A 19,962-nucleotide genomic window follows, 5' to 3' on the forward strand; every position below is an offset into this window, starting at 1 on the left:
GCGCGTTGCGGCCTACTATCATTTTTAGCGATGATCGCTAGCACTCCTATTAACTTCTTAAAAAACTGCTGGCGCGTAGCATTGCCTCCATACCGGGATGACAACTCACCCGACGCAACTTGGAGACACCCTCATGAAAACCAACACACTGATCTTTGGCCTGGCCTTCTCTGTTCTGGCATCGAGCGCCTTCGCTCTTCCAGCAGTCGATACCGTCCACAACGAAATGTCCAAGGCAACCGTCGTTGCTGAAGGCGGCACCAAGCACACTAATGTCGGCTCGATCCGTGTAGCCGCTGATGGCGCAGATCGTGTTGGTCCGAACCGTCAAGCTGCCGATGGTGCTGATCACGTCGGTGCAAATCGTCTGGCCGCTGATGGCGCAGATCGTGTCGGTCCGAACCGTCAAGCTGCCGATGGTGCTGATCACGTCGGTGCAAATCGTCTGGCCGCTGATGGGGCTGATCGTGTCGGTGCAAACCGCCTGAGCTGATCACTCATGCAACACCCCAAGGCCCGGCTATGCCGGGCTTCTTTGTTTCTGGCTCAGACCGAAACACAGACTGCTCTGGCATCCAGCGCCAATGCGCAGCACTATGTTCACATCTAACAGTGAGCCATCAGGAATCGAGCATGTCAGACGCTATTCACTCCTACGAGCCATCCAAAGGTCACGGCCTGCCGCACGATCCGTTCAACGCAATTGTCGGCCCGCGCCCGATTGGCTGGATTTCCTCTCAGGATGCCAACGGCAAGCTGAACCTTGCGCCGTACAGTTTTTTCAACGCGTTCAACTACGTGCCACCGATCATTGGCTTTTGCAGCGTCGGGCGCAAAGACAGCCTCAATAACATCGAGCAGACCGGCGAATTTGTCTGGAACCTGGCAACCCGCTCGCTGGCCGAAGCCATGAATCAGAGCTGTGCTCCCGTGGCCCCGGACGTGAGCGAATTCGAGCTGGCGAACCTCACACCGCTGGCATCGCATATTATTTCGGTGCCACGCGTGCAGGAAACGCCCGTGTCCTTCGAATGCAAGGTCACGCAGATCATTCAGCTGCAACGGGCAGACAAGGAGCTGGTGTCGAGCTGGCTGATTCTGGGCGAGGTGGTTGCGATCCATATCGACAAGTCGCTTCTCAAGGACGGCATTTACGACACCGCTGCGGCCGAGCCGATTCTGCGCGGTGGTGGCCCGGCGGATTATTTCCAGCTTGGGCCAGAAGCCTTGTTCAAGATGTTCCGTCCGGGCGCCTGATCAGAAAGCCCACACCGGCTCGCCCTCTGGGTCCACGTCGATCAGCCGCTCCAGTTCCTGGACTGCGGCCAGATCGGCGTCGTGCGCGGTCTTGAATGTCTGTCCGGGTAATATCGCGTGGAAGCGCGGCGCGCCCCCGGCAGCCAGCGCCTTGACGGCAACGGCTGCGCTGTAACCCTTCTGTTCTAAAGGTACGACCGCCGAAACCACTTCAAACCCGTTGTATTCCTTGCGTGCCATCTGTCTCGAACCTGCAGTCAGTCAAAACGCGGATTCTAACGCTTCATTACCTCCCTGTGCGGCACGGATATCGTCCGGCCCGAAGCGCTTTCTTGTCCTACACTTCAATCAGTTCTTTCAAGCTGCTCTAGTAGGTAAAGCAAGGAGTGCGTCATGAAAGTAATAACAAGAAGATGTATGGCTGCCGTCGGCATTATCACGGTACTGGCGGTGTACGCAGCGGGTGCCTACCGCAACGAATTGTCTCGACAGAACCCTGCGGTCGGCAGTTGCACGTTTGGCCATTGCGTGCCGACCGACGCTACTTTCAGCGCCTTGCGATGACGCTCACGCCTGGCGGGTTGTATCGCCATTAAGCAAAGGCGGCTATCGATTAGCAAGCTATCGGATTAGACTGGCCAGACTTCTCCCGCCGCCCTTGCGGCGGGTCAACACTGCCATCGGGTTCTGCCTTGACCAGTCTTACTCAAACGCCACCGGCCATTCGCAGCATTTTGTTCGCGCTGATGATGGCCGTCCTGCTCAGCGCGCTGGATCAGACCATCGTCGCGGTGTCGATGCCAGCCATTTCCGCCCGGTTCAGGGACATCGACCTGCTGGCCTGGGTCATCTCCGCGTACATGGTCGCACTGACCGTGGCAGTGCCCATCTACGGCAAGCTGGGCGACCTCTACGGGCGACGCAAGCTGATGCTGTTCGGGCTTGGCCTGTTTACGCTGGCCTCGCTGTTCTGCGGTGTCGCGCAAAGCATGGAGCAACTGGTGCTTGCGCGCGTGCTACAGGGCATCGGTGCTGGCGGCATGGTGTCGGTAAGTCAGGCCATCATCGCCGACATCGTCCCGCCTCGTGAGCGAGGTCGCTACCAGGGTTATTTCAGCAGCATGTACGCCGTCGCCAGCGTCGCAGGTCCGGTGCTGGGCGGTTTGATGACAGAATACCTGTCCTGGCGCTGGGTGTTTCTGATCAACCTGCCACTGGGAGCCGCTGCGCTGATCGTCGCCTACCGGACCTTGAACGGCCTGCCCATTCCACAGCGCAAGCCGGTGATCGACTATCTGGGCACCGTGCTGATGATCATTGGCCTGACCGCGCTGCTGCTGGGTATCACCGAAATCGGTCAGGGGCTGACGCTGGGCCACGCTCAGGTTCAGTCACTGCTGGGCCTCGCCTTGCTGGCGCTGGCAGTTTTCGTCTGGTACGAACGTCGCGCGCCAGAGCCGTTGCTGCCCATGCATCTGTTTACCAACCGCAGCGCAGTGCTCTGCTGGTGTACGGTGTTCTTCACCAGTTTCCAGGCTATTTCCCTGATTGTGCTCATGCCGCTGCGTTACCAGACTGTCACCGGCGGTGGCGCTGACAGTGCCGCGCTGCACATGCTGCCTCTGGCTATCGGCATGCCAATGGGCGCTTATTTTGCCGGGCGACGCACAGCGCAGACCGGCCGCTACAAACCACTGATTCTGACTGGCGCGCTGCTGATGCCTATCGCCATTCTGGCCATGGCCTTCACGCCGCCGCAGTCGGTTCTGCTGATGAGCCTGTTCATGATTCTGACCGGCATCGCGACCGGCATGCAGTTCCCCACCTCGCTGGTCGGAACCCAGAACGCAGTGCAGATCAGAGACATGGGCGTCGCGACCAGCACCACCAACCTGTTCCGCTCACTGGGTGGCGCAGTCGGGGTAGCGCTGATGTCGGCGCTGTTGCTGGCGATGCTGCAACATTCGGGTATGGGCCTGACGGAAACCGGCGTAACTGGCGAAAGCGGCTCAGGCAACGTTCTGCTCGACAGCCTCAATACGGCAACCGGGCCGGCACTGGATACCTTGCGTGCCGAACTGGCGCTGACGTTCAGAAACCTGTTGATCACCAGCGCAGCCATTTCGCTGCTTGGCCTGGCCGCGGCCTGGGCCATGCCCGACACATTACTGCGTGGCCGGGACTGAGCGGCTATTCAGGCTTACGACAATCCGGCCCAGAACCATTGGGTCTTCTTGTTTTTTACATGGGCGAAAGCAGGCATGATTTCGCCCTCGTCGAAATGCCGCCGAGAGCCAAACTGTGCGCTGCTGAACCAATAACCCGAGCGCGGACAGGCTTGCCCGGCATCGACGGGCGGCAGAGGTTTTTCATCGAACCGCGCATACCACTGCGCTGTGGTCTCTTCAGTGAAACCGAGGGCTGGCGCGAGATAAGGATGAAGATTGCCGGTGTCCTGCAAACGGATCGGCTTGATCAGTCTGTTGACCGTCACGTAAGACTGCGGTGGCGGCAGCCCGCTGCCACCCAATTCTGGCGCCACGCCAGCACGAATCAGCAGGCCGCTGCGGTAACTGTGAAACACGATGTCGCTGTGCGCGCTCATCTGCCCGCGCAACCGGTCGCTCCCGCCCAGTTGCCTGACGAATGAATCCCCCAGCACGGTGTACCAGCTCACGCCCTTGATGCGGTCCAGCAAACGCAGGCTTTCTATGTGCGGCCCCGGGTCGACCATCAGCCCGATGTATTCCTGCGCCAGACGATATTCCCACGGCAGATACTGGTGACCATCGCAAGGCAGTACACACGCCAGCCCGCCGTAACCATGCTCGGCCTGCACTTCGCTGCTCAGGTACCTGATCCAGGTTTCGTAGTTTTTCAGCCCGTCAGGCTCATTCAGGTACGACCAGGGCAATACCATCTTCAGGCACGAACGATCATTTTCGGCCTGGCTCTGCGGGGTGTTCATCACAAACAGGCTGTACATCGCGACCTCGGCCTGGGTAGCGCTGGCAAGCGACCAGATGAATTGCTCGTCTGGCGGACTGTCCACAACCTGCCTGCACGTTGCGGAAAACGCCGTCGACGTCAGGCGCCGCATGCGCTTGAACAACTGCCATTTGAGCTTGGACCTGAAGGTTTCGTAAAAACGCGCGAAACAGCCTTCTATCCGCCGCTTGACCTCCGGGCTGTGACCGTTACGGAAGTACAAGGTGGTGATCAGGCCCAATCGTATGACCGGCGTGCCCGATAACGAATCGACCGAAACAGGTCCGGATTGCTGTCCGATACTGTTCAGAAACCTTACAACATCAGATCCGCTATCCGGCATGATCGGCCCTCCTTTCAGGCCTTTGGTGGATCGGGTGGCGCCATTGCCTGAAGCGGCCTTACGCGTTTCTGTTACCTGCTGTGTGCGTCGGTTCTCGCGACAGCCACGACCGCTCCCGCCCTGCTGAACAACGGCGTATTTTTCATTGTTTTCGTGACACATAGGCGCAAGATTCGGCAAAAGCATGCAACCTTCCTCTCTTCTGTTTTTCCAGGAAGCGAAGAGTGAAGGGAGTTTTCCCACAGAGCAATAGTCGGAAATTACTTTGGGAAATCAGCTACATGTATCAGGAAATGTCCTACCTGATTCCTACAAAATCTTTGTAAGTCGCAGGTCAATGAGTCGTAATAAACGGACGCAGTAAGGCGCGACAGGTAAACAGTCGGTAAATCTGCTGTCTATCAGGCAAGGAATGGCGTTAGCCTTTGTGCGAAAGGTCGGCACCAAAAAAACCGGCAGGCATCGCGCCCGCCATCTTTCAGGCCGCGACCGTTTTTACTCTCAAGGAAGGGCTGTAGCGAAGCATGTCCAGACACACATCGACCATCTGCTCGGCCTCTTCAGGCAACGAAAAGCTGTCGGGCACCAACAGCCATTGATAAATGATGCCGTTGATGTGGGCAAACATGGCGACGGCGGCACGTGCGGTGTCCAGGCCTTGCGGAAGCTGCCCCTGGCGCACCGCATTGCGCAGCCCCAGCGTGATCCGCTCGTGGCACTGAATCGCGTTTTCCTGGCGTTGACGACGAAAATCACACATCTCGTCAGTAAACTCGCACTTATGGAAAAGGATCTCATTGATACGACGGGTTTTCGGGTCCCGTGCCAGCTCATGAAACAAGTGAATCAACAGGTTCCTCATGCATCCGAGCGGGTCTTCTTCCTCCTCGCTCTGACTGGCCTGGGCCATTTCATCGAGCGGTTCCTGAAGGCTGTCGAGCATCGCCTGCACCAGATCGGCCTTGTTATTGAAATGCCAATAGATGGCACCGCGCGTCACACCGGCAAGGGTCGCAATGTCAGCCAGCGTGGTACGGGCGACGCCTCGCTCATAAAAAGCGTGTTCGGCGGCCTCCAGTATCTGGCTGCGGGTAATCTGGGCTTCCTCTTTGGTGCGACGAACCATGGCAATAAAACCTCAAGAAAATCACCCCAGGCACCTCGTTGGCTGCATGCCTGGATACATAACCGGGCGGCATTTGTCTCGCCTTGTCCCGAATTGGCTGTCGGCACGCTGGATAGTGGCCGAATGCGCATCGCGGGTGTTTACAAACAACCGCGAATGTAAGTATATTCCTTAGCATGCTACTAATCTAGCCGAAATATTTTTTTACACTTCAACGTATTGTTGAGATAACAGGCTCCTGCCCCCGAGGATCTTCATGCAATTCAAGCCAGCTGTTACCGTTCTGGTCACTGCCGTCGCCCTGGCCACCCTGCTCAGTGGCTGTAGCAAGAAAGAACAGGCGGCCCCGCCTGCGCAAACCCCTCAGGTCGGTGTCGTTACTCTCAAAGCGCAGCCTTACACCCTGACGACCGAGTTGCCGGGCCGGACCACCGCATTCCGCGTGGCCGAGGTCCGCCCTCAGGTCAATGGCATCATTCTCAAGCGTCTGTTTACCGAAGGCGGCGACGTCAAGGTCGGTCAGCAGCTGTATCAGATCGACCCTGCTATCTATGAAGCCAGTGCCAACAGCGCCAAAGCGACCTTGCAGTCGGCCAAATCGATGTCCGATCGCTACAAGCAACTGGTCAGCGAACAAGCAGTCAGTCGTCAGGAATACGACACCGCACTGGCCTCGACCATGGAAGCTCAGGCAGCCTTGCAGACCGCTCAGATCAACCTGCGTTTTACCAAGGTGCTGGCGCCGATTTCCGGCCGTATCGGTCGCTCTGCGGTGACCGAAGGCGCACTGGTAAGCAGCGCTCAGACCGACGCAATGGCGACCATTCAGCAACTCGATCCGATCTACGTGGACGTGGTGCAGTCATCCGCTGACATGCTCAAGCTGCGCAATGACCTGGACAGCGGCAAGCTGCAGAAGTCAGGCGACAACTCGGCCAAGGTCAAGCTGACGCTGGAAGACAACAGTACCTACGCACAGGAAGGCAAGCTGGAGTTCTCCGAAGTCTCGGTTGATCAGACCACCGGCTCCGTGACCCTGCGCGCCGTGTTCCCGAACCCTGAACACCGTCTGCTGCCTGGCATGTTCGTTCATGCGCAATTACAGGCGGGCGTCAATTCGAAGGCCATTCTGGCACCGCAACAGGGCGTGACGCGCGACCTGAAAGGCACACCGACCGCCATGGTGGTCAATCAGGACAACAAGGTCGAGATGCGCACGCTGGTCGCCAATCGCACCGTGGGCAGCGACTGGCTGATCGAAGACGGCCTTAAAGAAGGTGATCGCGTCATCACTGAAGGCCTGCAATACGTCAAACCAGGTGCAGAAGTGAAAGTCGCCGAAGCGACCAACGTTAAAGGAGCAAACCCGGCGCCTGCCCCGGCCACTGATAAAGCCGCAGGCAGCAAAGGGGAGTAACCCATGTCGAAATTTTTTATTGATCGACCCATTTTCGCCTGGGTTATTGCCCTCGTGATCATGCTGGTCGGTGCGCTGTCTATTTCCAGCCTGCCGATCAACCAGTACCCGAGCATCGCACCGCCTGCCATCGGCATTCAGGTGACTTACCCGGGTGCCTCTGCACAGACCGTGCAGGATACCGTGGTGCAGGTCATCGAGCAGCAGCTCAATGGTATCGATAACCTGCGTTATGTGAGTTCGGAAAGTAACTCCGACGGCAGCATGACCATTACCGCGACCTTCGATCAGGGCACCAACCCGGATACGGCGCAGGTTCAGGTACAGAACAAGCTCAACCTGGCCACCCCGCTGCTGCCGCAAGAAGTGCAGCAGCAGGGTATCCGCGTGACCAAGGCGGTGAAGAACTTCCTGATGGTGATCGGCCTGGTATCTGAAGACGGCAGCATGGGCAAGGAAGACCTGGCCAACTATATTGTGTCGAACATGCAGGACCCGATCTCGCGGACCTCCGGTGTGGGTGACTTCCAGGTGTTCGGTTCGCAGTACGCCATGCGCATCTGGCTCGACCCGGCCAAGCTGAACAACTTCCAGCTGACCCCGGTGGACGTGCGAGACGCGATCACTGCACAGAACGTGCAGGTGTCTTCCGGTCAGTTGGGCGGCCTGCCGTCAATCAGCGGTCAGCAGTTGAACGCCACGATCATCGGCAAGACCCGTCTGCAGACGGCTGAGCAATTCGGCAATATCTTCCTCAAGGTCAACACTGACGGCTCGCAGGTTCGCCTCAAAGACGTCGCCACCGTTGGCCTTGGCGCAGAGAACTACAGCACCGACTCGCAGTTCGACGGCAAACCGGCTTCCGGTCTGGCGATCAAGCTCGCGACCGGCGCCAACGCGCTGGATACGGCCAAGGCGATCCGTGCGACCGTTTCGTCGCTGGAGCCGTTTTTCCCGCCTGGCATGAAAGTGGTTTACCCGTATGACACGACCCCGGTCGTGAGCGAATCGATCAACGGCGTGGTTCACACCCTTATCGAAGCCATCGTGCTGGTGTTCCTGGTGATGTACCTGTTCCTGCAGAACTTCCGCGCGACCGTCATTACGACCATGACCGTTCCGGTGGTATTGCTGGGTACGTTCGGCATCCTCGCGGCCTTCGGTTTCACCATCAACACCCTGACCATGTTCGGTATGGTGCTGGCCATCGGCTTGCTGGTGGACGATGCGATTGTGGTGGTGGAAAACGTCGAGCGGGTCATGGAGGAAGAAAAGCTCTCTCCGCGTGACGCCACGATCAAATCCATGACACAGATTCAGGGCGCGCTGGTCGGTATTGCGCTGGTGCTGTCGGCGGTGCTGTTGCCGATGGCGTTCTTCGGCGGTTCCACCGGGGTGATCTACAAACAGTTCTCGATCACCATCGTCTCGGCCATGGCCTTGTCGGTCGTGGTTGCGCTGATCTTCACCCCGGCGCTGTGCGCCACCATGCTCAAGCCCATCGACGAGAAAACGCACGGCCAGCCCAAGCGTGGCTTCTTCGGCTGGTTCAACCGCACCTTCGACCGCAGCGTTCTGAGCTACGAGCGCGGCGTCGGCAACATGCTCAAGTACAAGTGGCCCGCGTATCTGGGTTACATCCTGATCTGCGCGGGCATGGTCTTCATGTTCATGCGCATCCCCGCAGCGTTCCTGCCGGAAGAAGATCAGGGCGTTATCTTCGCGCAGATCCAGACCCCGGCCGGCTCCTCGACCGAGCGCACACAGGAAGTCATCGACAACATGCGTGACTACCTGCTGACCAAGGAAAGCGGCGCAGTGAAGTCGGTGTTCTCGGTCAACGGCTTCAACTTTGCGGGCCGCGGTCAGAGCTCGGCGATTGCATTCGTCATGCTCAAACCGTGGGAAGAGCGTGACGCCGACAACAGCGTCTTCAAACTGGCCGAGCGCGCTCAGGGCTACTTCTTCAGCCTGCGCGACGCGATGGTGTTCGCCATCGTGCCGCCGTCGGTACTGGAGCTGGGTAACGCAACAGGCTTCGACGTTTACCTGCAAGATCAGGGCGGCGTCGGTCACGAGAAACTGATGGAAGCGCGTAACCAGTTCCTCGGCATGGCGGCGCAGAGCAAGATTCTGGCAGGCGTACGTCCGAACGGGCTGAACGACGAACCGCAATATCAGCTGCTCATCGACGACGAACGCGCCAGCGCGCTGGGTATCACCCTGTCGGACATCAACAACACACTGTCCATCGCGTTGGGTGGCAGCTACGTCAATGACTTCATCGACCGTGGCCGTGTGAAGAAGGTGTACATCCAGGGTGACGCAGGCGCTCGTATGACGCCTGAAGACCTGAAGAAATGGTACGTGCGCAACAGCTCGGGCGAAATGGTGCCGTTCTCGGCTTTCGCCAGTGGCAAGTGGTACTACGGTTCGCCAAAACTGTCGCGTTACAACGGCGTGGCGGCTGAGGAAATTCTCGGTACTCCGGCACCGGGCTACAGCAGCGGCGATGCAATGGCCGAAGTTGAAGCGCTGGCCAAGAAACTGCCGCAAGGCATCGGCATCTCCTGGACCGGTCTGTCCTACGAGGAGCGTCTGTCCGGTTCGCAGGCCCCTGCCCTCTACGCCCTGTCGTTGCTGGTGGTGTTCCTGTGTCTGGCAGCGCTGTATGAAAGCTGGTCGATTCCGATCGCGGTCATCCTCGTGGTGCCGCTGGGGGTTATCGGTGCGCTGATGGCAACCAGCCTGCGCGGACTGTCCAACGACGTGTTCTTCCAGGTCGGGCTGCTGGTGACGGTAGGCCTGGCGGCGAAAAACGCCATTCTGATCGTCGAGTTCGCCAAAGAGCTGCATGAACAGGGCAAGAGCCTTGCCGATGCAGCCATCGAAGCGTGCCGCATGCGTCTGCGCCCGATCATCATGACGTCCATGGCGTTCATCCTCGGCGTTGTGCCGCTGGCGATTTCGTCGGGCGCAGGCTCGGGCAGTCAGCATTCGATCGGTACCGGCGTAATTGGCGGTATGATCACGGCGGTTATTCTGGCGATCTTCTGGGTGCCCCTGTTCTTTGTCTCGGTTTCAGGGCTGTTCAAGGGCAAGCAGAAACATATTTCACACGATGAGGCTGGCCAATGAGCAAGTCATTGATCTCTCTGGCAGTTACCGCGTTCATACTCGGCGGCTGCTCTTTGATCCCCGATTACAAGCAGCCGGAAGCCCCGGTCGCCGCCCAATATCCGCAAGGTCCGGCCTACACGCCGGCCGAGGCGGCCAAAATGGCCGCTGCGGAGCAAGGCTGGCGCCACTTCTTCAATGATCCGGCGTTGCAACAGTTGATCGAGACCGCACTGCTCAACAACCGTGACCTGCGGGTCGCAGCGTTGAACATCGACGCCTATCGCGCCCAGTACCGCATTCAGCGCGCGGACTTGTTCCCTGCTGTGTCCGCGACCGGCAGCGGCGCTCGCCAACGCGTGCCTGCCGATCAGTCGCAGACCGGTCAGTCTGCGATCACCAGCAGCTATTCGGCTACGCTGGGCGTCAGCGCCTATGAGCTGGACCTGTTCGGTCGAGTGCGCAGCCTCAGCGAACAGGCACTGGAAACCTACTTCGCCACGGAAGAAGCGCGTCGCGCCACCCAGATCAGTCTGGTGGCCAACGTTGCCAATGCCTACATGACGTGGCAGGCCGACAAGGAACTGCTCAAGCTGACGCAGGACACCCTCAAGACCTACGAAGAAAGCTTCCGCCTGACTTCGCGCAGCAATGAAGTCGGTGTTTCTTCGGCGCTGGACTTGAGCCAGTCGCGCACTGCTGTCGAAAGCGCCCGCGCCAGACTGGCCCAGTACCAGCGTCTGGTCGCTCAAGACCAGAACAGCCTGGTGCTGTTGCTCGGCACCGGCCTGCCGGACAACCTGCCGGCCAGCCAACTGCTGGATTCCGACATGCTGACCGAAATGCCGGCCGGGCTGCCGTCCGACCTGTTGCAGCGTCGTCCGGACATTCTGCAAGCCGAGCACACGCTCAAGGCTGCCAACGCCAACATCGGCGCGGCGCGTGCAGCGTTCTTCCCGAGCATCAGCCTGACCGCCAGTGCCGGGACCGGCAGCACCGAGCTGTCCGGCCTGTTCAAGGGTGGTTCGGGAACCTGGCTGTTCCAGCCGAGCATCAACATCCCGATCTTCAACGCTGGCAGCCTGCGCGCCAGCCTGGATTACTCGAAGATCCAGAAAGAAATCAGCGTCGCCAACTACGAGAAGGCTATTCAGACGGCATTCCAGGAAGTGTCCGACGGCCTGGCTTCGCGCAAGACCTACGACGAGCAGCTCCAGGCACAGCGTGACTTTGTCACCGCCAACCAGGATTACTACCGTCTGGCCGAGCGTCGCTACCGGATCGGCATCGACAGCAACCTGACCTTCCTCGACGCCCAGCGCTCGCTGTTCAGCGCGCAACAAACGCTGATCACTGATCGCCTGTCGCAGCTCACCAGCGAGGTCAACCTGTACAAGGCCCTCGGCGGCGGCTGGTATGAAAGAACCGGGCAGACCGAAACCATCTCCAAAGAGAAACCTTCGGTGCAACTGTTCTAAAGGCAGTGTTCTAATCGCACTGCGATGATTGCAACGCATAAAAAACCCACCTGATCAGGTGGGTTTTTTTTGACTGCAACAAACCTGCGATCAATGATCCTGATGCAGGTACTTCGGCTCTTTCGGCAGCCGCAGGCTGAACAGGAACGCGATCGCCATCATGACCGTCACGTACCAGTAAAAGCTGTTTTCCATCCCGGCGCTCTTGAGTTTCAAGGCGACCCACTCGGCCGAACCGCCAAACATCGCGTTGGCGACCGCATACGCCAGCCCTACACCCAGCGCACGCACCTGAGGCGGAAACATCTCGGCTTTGACCAGCCCGCTGATCGAGGTGTAGAAGCTGACAATCGCCAACGCCAGGGTGATCAGCACGAAGGCCATGAACGGGTTGGTGGTGGTTTTCAGGGTCATCAGGATCGGCACCGTACACAGCGTACCCAGCGCGCCGAACAACAACATCGAATTACGTCGGCCGATACGATCCGCAAGCATGCCGAAGAACGGCTGCATGCACATGTACAGGAACAGCGCGCCGGTCATGATGTAGCTGGCCGTCTTGGCTTCCATGCCGCCAGTGTTCACCAGATATTTCTGCATGTAGGTCGTGAAGGTATAGAAAATCAGCGAGCCACCGGCGGTGTAACCCAGCACCGTGATAAACGCAGCCGTGTGATTTCTGAACAGCGCCGTGATGCTGCCTGCGTCCTTGTCCTGACGGCTTTCGGCGGTGGTGGTTTCATTCAAGGTGCGCCGTAGCAGCAAGGCGATGACAGCGGCCGCCGCGCCGATCACGAACGGGATGCGCCAGCCGTAGTCGCGCAGCTCTTCGGTGGTGAGAAACTGCTGCAGGATGACCACGGTCAGCACAGCCAGCAACTGACCGCCAATCAGCGTCACGTATTGGAACGAGGCGTAGAAACCGCGCTGGCCGCGCAACGCCACTTCACTCATGTACGTTGCCGTGGTGCCGTACTCGCCACCCACCGACAAACCTTGAAGCAAACGCGCCATCAACAGCAGCGCCGGTGCCCAGGCACCAATCGATGCGTAGGTCGGCAGGCAGGCGATGATCAACGAACCGGCACACATCATGGTGACCGAAATCAGCATCGAGTTCTTGCGGCCGTGCTTGTCCGCCACGCGACCAAACAGCCAGCCGCCAATCGGGCGCATCAGAAAACCTGCAGCAAACACGCCTGCGGTATTGAGCAACTGAACGGTCGGATCATCGGAAGGAAAGAAAGCGGGCGCGAAATAGATCGCACAGAAGGCGTAGATATAAAAGTCGAACCATTCGACGAGGTTCCCGGAAGACGCGCCGACGATCGCGAAAATTCTTTTGCTTCGCTCCTCGCCCGTGTAGTGCGGTGCTTTTGCTGTTGTCGTCATTGTTTTCCCCAAAGCAGAACTTTCCATAAGCAACAATCTGTAACACTGTCTTTAATCGAGCACAATCACTCAGGCCAATTCAGCCAAAACCACCCGGCGGGCATCTGTACTCAAATCGCACAACAACCCGGATCACTCGCCTGTCTTTTCGTGGAGACGGACGGATGAACCGGGTTGCTGAACAACGGGTTGGGAAGCGCCTTGAAGCAGAAAAGCTTAACGCTCGATGGCCAGCGCCAGGCCCTGCCCTACGCCCACGCACATGGTCGCCAGGCCTTTGCGCCCGCCGGTTTTTTCCAAATGGTGCAGCGCCGTCAGGACCAGCCGTGCGCCGCTCATGCCCAGCGGGTGTCCGAGTGCAATCGCGCCGCCATTGGGGTTGACCTGTGGCGCATCGTCCGCCAGACCCAGCTCGCGCAAGACCGCCAGGCCCTGGCTGGCGAAGGCCTCGTTGAGCTCGATAACGTCGAAATCGGTAACCGCGATGCCCAGCCGCTCGACCAGTTTGCGCACCGCGGGCACAGGGCCGATGCCCATCACCCGTGGCTCGACGGCTGCGCTGGCCATGCCCAATACGCGAGCGCGAGGGGCCAGGCCATGCTTTTTGACCGCTTCGGCCGACGCCAGAATCAGCGCCGCCGCACCGTCGTTGACGCCTGACGCATTGCCAGCCGTCACGGTCTGGTCCGCGCCGTTGACCGGCTTGAGTTTGCTTAGGGTTTCCAGGCGGGTATCGGCGCGCGGGTGTTCGTCCTTGTCCACAATGGTCTCACCCTTCTTGTGCGCGACCCGCACCGGTACGATTTCTTCCTCGAAAAAGCCTGCCGCCTGGGCAACGGCGGCGCGTTGCTGGCTGCGCAGCGCAAAAGCGTCCTGATCGGCCCGCGAAATTTTGAAGTCAGTGGCGACGTTGTCGCCGGTCTCGGGCATGGAGTCCACGCCATACAGCGCTTTCATGGCCGGGTTGACGAAACGCCAGCCGATGGTGGTGTCTTCCAGCTTCATGTTGCGCGAAAACGCCGCATCGGCCTTGCCCATCACGAACGGCGCACGCGACATCGACTCGACGCCACCGGCAATCGCCAGCTCCATCTCGCCTGACGCAATGGCCCGGAATGCAGTACCGATGGCATCCATTCCAGACGCGCACAAACGATTGAGGGTGACGCCCGGCACGCTTTTCGGCAGCCCGGCGAGCAAGGCCGCCATACGCGCGACGTTACGGTTGTCCTCACCGGCCTGATTGGCGCAACCGAGGAACACTTCATCAACCTCTTCCCAATTGACGGTGGGGTTGCGCTCCATCAAGGCCTTGATCGGTATGGCGGCCAGGTCGTCAGCACGCACCGTGGACAACCCACCGCCGAAACGGCCGATCGGCGTGCGAATCGCATCGCAAATAAAGACGTCACGCATCACGCTTCTCCTGCAACCTGACCATGGGCTGCGGCGGTCCGGGCTTCGAGATCGCGCAGTGCCGTCAGCTCGACGTCAGTGGGTTCTTCCGAGACCACGACAGTGTCGGCAAAACGGATGTCCCAGCCCGTCGCGGCGATAACCTGCTCGCGGGTCACGCCAGGGTGCAGCGTGGTCACGACGAACTCATTGGTGTGCGCTTCCGGCTCCATGATGCACAAGTCAGTGATGATCCCCACCGGCCCGGCGCCCGGCAAGCCCAGACGCTTGCGCGAATCGCCGCCTTCGCCATGACCGACCGAGGTGATGAAATCCAGCTTGTTGACGAACGAACGTGCCGACTGCTTGAGAATGATCAGCACCGATTTCGCCGAACCGGCGATTTCCGGCGCACCACCGGCACCCGGCAGACGCACTTTCGGGTGGTGATAATCGCCCACTACAGTGGTGTTGATATTGCCGAAACGGTCCACTTGCGCTGCGCCGAGAAAGCCGACGTCGACCCGACCGCCCTGCAGCCAGTAGCGGAAGATCTCGCTGGTGGAAACCACTGTGTCAGCGGTTTCCGCCAGTTCGCCATCACCAATCGACAGCGGCAAAACGGTGGGTTTGGCACCAATCGGCCCGGATTCGTAGATCAGTACGACGTCGGGCGACGACGTCAGGCGTGCCAGGTTCGCCGCCTTGGAAGGCAGGCCGATGCCGACAAAGCACACCGAGCCGTTGCGCAAACGACGGGCAGCGGCGACGGTCATCATTTCACTGGTGGAGTAAGTCATTAGTTGGCCTCCGAAGCGCGAGCCAGCTTGCTCTGGAATTCGCTGAAATCTGCTGTGCCGTGAATGTATTCGTCGATCCACGCCGTGAAGGTTTCGCGGTCGCGAGCAATCGGGTCCCACGCCTGATAAAACGGGTTGTCCCGCTCGTAGTAGCCATGCGCATAGGACGGATGCGCGCCGCCGGGCACCAGACACACCGCGCTCAACGCCCAGGTCGGCAACACGCAGGAGTTCATCGGTGCCTTGAGGTCATCGACTATCTCTTCCACGGTCACGATGCAGCGTTTAGCAGCCAGTGCGGCCTCTTTCTGCGCGCCAAGAATGCCCCACAGCAAAACGTTGCCTTTGCGGTCGGCCTTCTGCGCGTGAATCACCGTGACGTCGGGGCGAACCGACGGCACGGCAGCCAGCACTTCCCCGGTAAACGGGCAGGTGACAGTCTTGATCAGCGGGTTGACCTTGGGCAAATCGGAACCGGCATACGCACGCAGCACCGCAAACGGCAGACCTGAGGCACCGGCGACATACGCGTTGGCGAGGTCGGCATGGCTGTGCTCTTCGATTTCCATCGCGCGCGGCCACTGTTTTTCGACAGCATCGCGCAGACGGTGCAGGGAGCCGACGCCAGGGTTGCCGCCCCACGAGAAAATCAGACGTTTCGCACACCCTGCGCCTATCAACTGGTCGTAGATAAGGTCGGGCGTCATGCGTACCAGAGTCAGGTCTTTCTTACCCTGACGAATGATTTCATGGCCCGCAGCCGTGGGGATCAAATGGGTGAAGCCTTCAAGCGCAACGGTGTCGCCATCGTTGACCAGTTGCTTCACCGCATCGCGTAGAGAAAGAATATCTGCCATGAGGTGCTCCGAACCCAACATCACGTTCAAGGATCAGCGCGAAGACCTGCGCCGGAATGAAAATGAGGTTATGCCTGAGCCACACGGCAAACAATCCGATAATCGACTAACCGTTCGGTAACCGAACAAATTCACCTGCAACGAGGGCGCTCAATACATCAGGTGAACAGCTGGGTACTCAAGTCCCGGCTGGCATCCAGCATGATTGGCAGAAAGCGCTGCTCCAGCTCGCTACGTGCCACACGCCCGGCACTGGTGCTGACATTCAGCGCGGCCAGCACCTGGCCCGACGCATCATAAACCGGGACGGCAATCGAGCGCAGCCCCTGCTCCAGTTCCTGATCAACGATACACCAGCCTTGTTGACGAACCAGTTGCAGGCATTCGAGCAAGGCTTCCGGCGTGCGAATGGTCCGGCTGGTCTTGGGCTGCAAATCAACGTGGTCCAGATATTCCTGCAACGACACATCGTCCAGCGCAGCCAGCAGGATACGCCCCATGGACGTGCAATACGCCGGCAATCGGCCGCCGACCGAAAGGTCGACCGAGATCAGCCGCTGAGTGGTTGCCGAACGCGCGATATAAAGAATGTCGTTGCCTTCCAGCGTCGCCATGTTGCACGCCTCGTGCAGTTGATCGCTCATGCGGTCCAGATAAGGCTGCGACGACGTTGCCAGCGGCGTCGACGACAAATAGGCGTGACCGAGGGTCAGGACCTTGGGCAACAGCGAATACGTGCGTCCGTCAGTGGTCGCGTAACCCAGTTTGATCAATGTATGCAGGCAGCGCCGCACGGCTGCGCGCGGGATTTCGGTACGGTGGCTGATCTGCGCGATGGTCAGGTGCCGCTTGCGCTCCTGAAAGGCATGAATAACGGCAAGCCCGCGCGCCAGTGACGTCATGAAATCCGGGTCGCCGGTCAGCGCCTGGATGCGCTTGGCAGGCGATGCCACGATAGGCGGTGCCAATGAGGCAAAAGAATTACGCAGTTCATCATTCATTGCCACACCCTCTGTAACACGTAATCAGGCCTTGTAAACCGGGGGGTTCGGATGATTTTCAAGAATATCTGCGCCCCCCGGCCTGTGCGATTATCGAACAGGTGGCCGATAATCGCAATTGACCCGTCGCACAGATGCTTATACCTTTAGCACTGCCATGAAGTGACTTCTTGGAAAATTACTGGTCAGGTACCCACTGAGAAGTCATAGGCAGCGGCCTTGCTTACCTAGCAAGGCCGTTTTCATTACGAAGCGCCCTCAGGCGCAGCAGTGCCGCCAGCCTCATCTGCCAGCCTCACACGCGCTTGATGACCCCGCCTTGATTACCTGGCAATACTTCAAGCCATCCCGGATATGAAACACGCTGAATTTCAGCATCGGAGTTTTGTCTGAGGCGGCAAAGAAATGTTTTATAAAAGTTCTTTCATATAAATGCCCGACTCAAACTTCGGAACCATCGTACAAAAAAAACAGATATGTGAACTCACGCAACGTCGGTTGTTGACGTAACACTACTTCTTGGAGATAGTATCTGGCAGTTGACAGGCCTTACACTCACGACGATTGCCCGGTGCAAAGCAGTTCTGCTTCGATAAGCGTTTCGATGCACGGCCTCGTCGCTTCGTCGTGATGGAACACGTTGCCATTCACCGGCAAGCCTGCCAACACAGGCCCAGTGCCTGAAATCAGAATGCATGTCGCTACGACAGCTATTTTCTCCGGTGTACGTAGCCGCAAGCATCCGCAAGATGCCCCGCACTCTCTGTTCGACCGCACGGCAAGGTTCTACCTGCTTGCACATTACAGAAAGGCGGAATGAGCCTGATTGCAATGTTTTGCGTTATCACCGGATCCCATTTGACTTGATCAGGTAATACAGTGACTAAAGATGAACTGCGCGCGGAACTTGAGCGCAAAGAGCAACGTTTCAAGGATGTCTACGGCGGGGAAATCACCACCTACGCCGCGCAGCCGGAGCCGGAACGCAAGCCTTGGCGTAAAAGAGCCAGCCTGCTGGACCAGGCGTTCAAGCAGGAATTACAGAAAATGGAAGAAGAACTGAAAGAAGAGCCGTGACATCACGGGCCTGAATGCCCCGCCACGCCTGCCTTGATGCGTCCGCACTACTTGCACCACGGCCCCATTGAGTCTTCAACGGGGCTGCGCTCATGCGTCTTTTTTTTGGTTTGAGGCGACACCGGTCAGCGACGACAGGTCGTTCTGTATTTTTTCTGTCATAATCGCGCCCCCTTCAGACCCGGTCAGAAAACCTACATGATCGATTTATTCAGCGGGCTTGATGCCTGGGTGCTTGTGAGCCTGTTGCTCGCCCTGGCTTTCGTCCTCACCTTCGAGTTCATCAACGGCTTTCATGACACCGCTAACGCGGTGGCGACAGTCATCTACACCAAAGCCATGCCGCCTCATCTGGCCGTGTTCTTTTCCGGTGTGTTCAACTTTCTCGGTGTACTGCTCGGCGGTGTGGGCGTTGCCTATGCCATCGTCCACCTGCTGCCGGTAGAGCTGTTGATCAACGTCAATACCGGACACGGCCTGGCCATGGTGTTCTCGCTGCTGGCGGCGGCTATTACCTGGAACCTGGGCACCTGGTATTTCGGGATTCCGGCCTCCAGTTCGCACACCCTGATCGGCTCGATCCTCGGTGTCGGCCTGGCCAATGCACTGATCAACGGCATTCCTCTGGCTGATGGCGTCAACTGGCAGAAAGCGATCGACATCGGCGCCTCGCTGGTGTTCTCGCCACTGGCCGGATTCATCGTTGCAGGGCTGGTGCTGATCGGCCTGAAATGGTGGCGGCCGCAGTCAAAGATGCACAAGACGCCGGATCAACGCCGCAAACTCGATGACAAGAAACACCCGCCGTTCTGGAACCGTCTGGTGCTGGTCATCTCCGCCATGGCGGTCAGCTTCGTGCACGGCTCCAACGATGGTCAGAAAGGTATCGGCCTGATCATGCTGGTGCTGATCGGTATCGTACCGAGCCAGTTCGTCCTCGACCTGACCAGCACCACCTACCAGATCGAGCGTACCCGCGACGCGACGCTGCATTTGAGCCAGTTCTATCAGCGCAACAGCAGCACGCTGGGCGAATACCTGGCAATGGGCAAGGCTGAAAAAGGCGACTTGCCGTCCAGTTCGGCGTGCAACCCGAAACAGACCGAGCCCACCATCGACGCGCTGCTCGACCGCCTGAAAGGCGTGTCCGACTACCATTCCTTGACGCCCGAGAGCCGCATCGAAGTGCGCCGCTATCTGTTGTGCCTGGATGACACGGCACGCAAGGTCGGCAAACTGCCAGACCTGAGCCCGCGTGAAAAGTCCGACCTCGAAAAGCTGCGCAAGGACCTGACCGCCACCACTGAATACGCGCCATTCTGGGTGATTCTGGCGGTTGCGCTGGCGCTGGGCATCGGCACCATGGTCGGCTGGAAACGCGTTGTACTGACCATTGGCGAGAAGATTGGCAAGCAAGGCATGACCTACGCCCAAGGCATGTCGGCGCAGATCACGACCGCCTGCGCCATCGGTCTCGCCAACGTGTTCAGCCTGCCGGTGTCCACCACCCACATTCTGTCTTCGGGTGTTGCCGGGACCATGGTTGCCAACAAGAGCGGCCTGCAAGGCGGAACGGTCCGGACCATTCTGCTGGCCTGGGTGTTGACCCTGCCTGCCACTGTCGCCTTGTCCGCCGGGCTGTTCTGGCTGGCATCTAAGGCGTTGTCCTGATCTGAGCCTGCTCAAGCGGTGCGCACCCTGCACCGCTTGAAGG

The 19,962-nt window shown here is 59.0% G+C and carries 17 protein-coding genes; 9 read left to right on the top strand and 8 right to left on the bottom strand.

Annotated elements, in window-relative coordinates; translation table 11 throughout:
* Positions 1-133: 133 nt before the first annotated feature.
* On the top strand, positions 134-493 hold the full coding sequence (locus ABJ99_RS27340) for a hypothetical protein (protein WP_080378195.1): 360 nt from the start codon (positions 134-136) through the stop codon (positions 491-493).
* Positions 494-633: 140 nt separating this feature from the next.
* Positions 634-1,257, top strand: a complete 624-nt coding sequence (locus tag ABJ99_RS16960; protein WP_054086806.1) for a flavin reductase family protein — start codon at positions 634-636, stop codon at positions 1,255-1,257.
* Here ABJ99_RS16960 and ABJ99_RS16965 read toward each other — a convergent pair whose 3' ends face one another.
* Entirely contained in the window at positions 1,258-1,497 is a 240-nt protein-coding gene (locus ABJ99_RS16965) for a hypothetical protein (protein ID WP_054086807.1), read from the bottom strand.
* Between the two features lie 153 nt (positions 1,498-1,650).
* Here ABJ99_RS16965 and ABJ99_RS28800 point away from each other — a divergent pair, with 153 nt between their 5' ends.
* Positions 1,651-1,821: a hypothetical protein gene (locus tag ABJ99_RS28800; RefSeq protein ID WP_162839097.1), complete on the top strand. Its 171-nt coding sequence runs from the start codon at positions 1,651-1,653 to the stop codon at positions 1,819-1,821.
* Positions 1,822-1,949: 128 nt separating this feature from the next.
* Positions 1,950-3,443, top strand: coding sequence for an MDR family MFS transporter (locus ABJ99_RS16970; RefSeq protein WP_054086808.1), 1,494 nt, complete (start codon positions 1,950-1,952; stop codon positions 3,441-3,443).
* A 14-nt stretch (positions 3,444-3,457) separates the two neighbouring features.
* On the opposite strand, the gene ABJ99_RS16975 is transcribed toward ABJ99_RS16970, so the two are convergent.
* The gene (locus ABJ99_RS16975; protein ID WP_054086853.1) at positions 3,458-4,588 is read right to left on the bottom strand and encodes a DUF3396 domain-containing protein; all 1,131 of its coding nucleotides are present in this window, start codon (positions 4,586-4,588) and stop codon (positions 3,458-3,460) included.
* A gap of 478 nt (positions 4,589-5,066) precedes the next feature.
* Positions 5,067-5,714, bottom strand: a complete 648-nt coding sequence (gene pmeR, locus ABJ99_RS16980) for an auxin-lysine conjugate-binding transcriptional regulator PmeR (RefSeq protein ID WP_054086809.1) — start codon at positions 5,712-5,714, stop codon at positions 5,067-5,069.
* 256 nt (positions 5,715-5,970) lie between these two features.
* Here pmeR and ABJ99_RS16985 point away from each other — a divergent pair, with 256 nt between their 5' ends.
* The 3 genes from ABJ99_RS16985 to ABJ99_RS16995 are packed head-to-tail and all read left to right on the top strand — an operon-like array spanning position 5,971 to position 11,726.
* Positions 5,971-7,131 (top strand): efflux RND transporter periplasmic adaptor subunit, encoded by a 1,161-nt coding sequence (locus ABJ99_RS16985; protein ID WP_054086810.1) that lies wholly within the window; start codon positions 5,971-5,973, stop codon positions 7,129-7,131.
* A gap of 3 nt (positions 7,132-7,134) precedes the next feature.
* Entirely contained in the window at positions 7,135-10,269 is a 3,135-nt protein-coding gene (locus ABJ99_RS16990; protein WP_054086811.1) for an efflux RND transporter permease subunit, read from the top strand.
* Positions 10,266-11,726: an AdeC/AdeK/OprM family multidrug efflux complex outer membrane factor gene (locus tag ABJ99_RS16995; protein ID WP_054086812.1), complete on the top strand. Its 1,461-nt coding sequence runs from the start codon at positions 10,266-10,268 to the stop codon at positions 11,724-11,726. The genes ABJ99_RS16990 and ABJ99_RS16995 overlap by 4 nt, the downstream gene beginning before the upstream one ends.
* Before the next feature lie 90 nt (positions 11,727-11,816).
* Here the strand turns inward: ABJ99_RS16995 and ABJ99_RS17000 are convergent, their stop codons facing one another.
* The 5 genes from ABJ99_RS17000 to pcaR form a co-directional block, all read right to left on the bottom strand.
* Complete coding sequence (locus tag ABJ99_RS17000; protein WP_054086813.1) at positions 11,817-13,118, bottom strand: MFS family transporter; 1,302 nt, start codon at positions 13,116-13,118, stop codon at positions 11,817-11,819.
* A gap of 216 nt (positions 13,119-13,334) precedes the next feature.
* Complete coding sequence (pcaF, locus tag ABJ99_RS17005) at positions 13,335-14,534, bottom strand: 3-oxoadipyl-CoA thiolase (protein WP_054086814.1); 1,200 nt, start codon at positions 14,532-14,534, stop codon at positions 13,335-13,337.
* The gene (locus tag ABJ99_RS17010; protein WP_054086815.1) at positions 14,534-15,313 is read right to left on the bottom strand and encodes a CoA-transferase subunit beta; all 780 of its coding nucleotides are present in this window, start codon (positions 15,311-15,313) and stop codon (positions 14,534-14,536) included. The genes pcaF and ABJ99_RS17010 overlap by 1 nt, the downstream gene beginning before the upstream one ends.
* Positions 15,313-16,170 (bottom strand): CoA transferase subunit A, encoded by an 858-nt coding sequence (locus tag ABJ99_RS17015; RefSeq protein ID WP_054086854.1) that lies wholly within the window; start codon positions 16,168-16,170, stop codon positions 15,313-15,315. Before ABJ99_RS17015 ends, ABJ99_RS17010 begins: the two co-directional genes overlap by 1 nt.
* Positions 16,171-16,328: 158 nt before the next feature.
* A complete protein-coding gene (gene pcaR / locus ABJ99_RS17020) occupies positions 16,329-17,171 on the bottom strand; it encodes a pca regulon transcriptional regulator PcaR (protein ID WP_007248858.1) in 843 nt (280 codons plus the stop codon).
* Between the two features lie 879 nt (positions 17,172-18,050).
* Here pcaR and ABJ99_RS17025 point away from each other — a divergent pair.
* Both ABJ99_RS17025 and ABJ99_RS17030 read left to right on the top strand, forming a co-directional pair.
* A complete protein-coding gene (locus tag ABJ99_RS17025) occupies positions 18,051-18,248 on the top strand; it encodes a hypothetical protein (protein ID WP_054086816.1) in 198 nt (65 codons plus the stop codon).
* 198 nt (positions 18,249-18,446) lie between these two features.
* On the top strand, positions 18,447-19,919 hold the full coding sequence (locus tag ABJ99_RS17030) for an inorganic phosphate transporter (protein WP_054086817.1): 1,473 nt from the start codon (positions 18,447-18,449) through the stop codon (positions 19,917-19,919).
* Positions 19,920-19,962: the final 43 nt, after the last annotated feature.

Origin of the sequence: Pseudomonas syringae pv. cilantro, assembly GCF_001293775.1 — a bacterium.
GTDB lineage: Bacteria > Pseudomonadota > Gammaproteobacteria > Pseudomonadales > Pseudomonadaceae > Aquipseudomonas > Aquipseudomonas syringae_P.

Excerpts from the sequence above, each read along its gene's own strand:
- ABJ99_RS17030 (WP_054086817.1), top strand. The coding sequence starts at position 18,447 with ATGATCGATTTATTCAGCGGGCTTGATGCCTGGGTGCTTGTGAGCCTG.
- pcaR (WP_007248858.1), bottom strand. The coding sequence starts at position 17,171 with ATGAATGATGAACTGCGTAATTCTTTTGCCTCATTGGCACCGCCTATC.
- ABJ99_RS28800 (WP_162839097.1), top strand. The coding sequence starts at position 1,651 with ATGAAAGTAATAACAAGAAGATGTATGGCTGCCGTCGGCATTATCACG.
- ABJ99_RS17000 (WP_054086813.1), bottom strand. The coding sequence starts at position 13,118 with ATGACGACAACAGCAAAAGCACCGCACTACACGGGCGAGGAGCGAAGC.
- ABJ99_RS16960 (WP_054086806.1), top strand. The coding sequence starts at position 634 with ATGTCAGACGCTATTCACTCCTACGAGCCATCCAAAGGTCACGGCCTG.
- ABJ99_RS17010 (WP_054086815.1), bottom strand. The coding sequence starts at position 15,313 with ATGACTTACTCCACCAGTGAAATGATGACCGTCGCCGCTGCCCGTCGT.
- ABJ99_RS16965 (WP_054086807.1), bottom strand. The coding sequence starts at position 1,497 with ATGGCACGCAAGGAATACAACGGGTTTGAAGTGGTTTCGGCGGTCGTA.
- pmeR (WP_054086809.1), bottom strand. The coding sequence starts at position 5,714 with ATGGTTCGTCGCACCAAAGAGGAAGCCCAGATTACCCGCAGCCAGATA.
- pcaF (WP_054086814.1), bottom strand. The coding sequence starts at position 14,534 with ATGCGTGACGTCTTTATTTGCGATGCGATTCGCACGCCGATCGGCCGT.
- ABJ99_RS16990 (WP_054086811.1), top strand. The coding sequence starts at position 7,135 with ATGTCGAAATTTTTTATTGATCGACCCATTTTCGCCTGGGTTATTGCC.
- ABJ99_RS17015 (WP_054086854.1), bottom strand. The coding sequence starts at position 16,170 with ATGGCAGATATTCTTTCTCTACGCGATGCGGTGAAGCAACTGGTCAAC.
- ABJ99_RS16995 (WP_054086812.1), top strand. The coding sequence starts at position 10,266 with ATGAGCAAGTCATTGATCTCTCTGGCAGTTACCGCGTTCATACTCGGC.
- ABJ99_RS16985 (WP_054086810.1), top strand. The coding sequence starts at position 5,971 with ATGCAATTCAAGCCAGCTGTTACCGTTCTGGTCACTGCCGTCGCCCTG.
- ABJ99_RS27340 (WP_080378195.1), top strand. The coding sequence starts at position 134 with ATGAAAACCAACACACTGATCTTTGGCCTGGCCTTCTCTGTTCTGGCA.
- ABJ99_RS16975 (WP_054086853.1), bottom strand. The coding sequence starts at position 4,588 with ATGCCGGATAGCGGATCTGATGTTGTAAGGTTTCTGAACAGTATCGGA.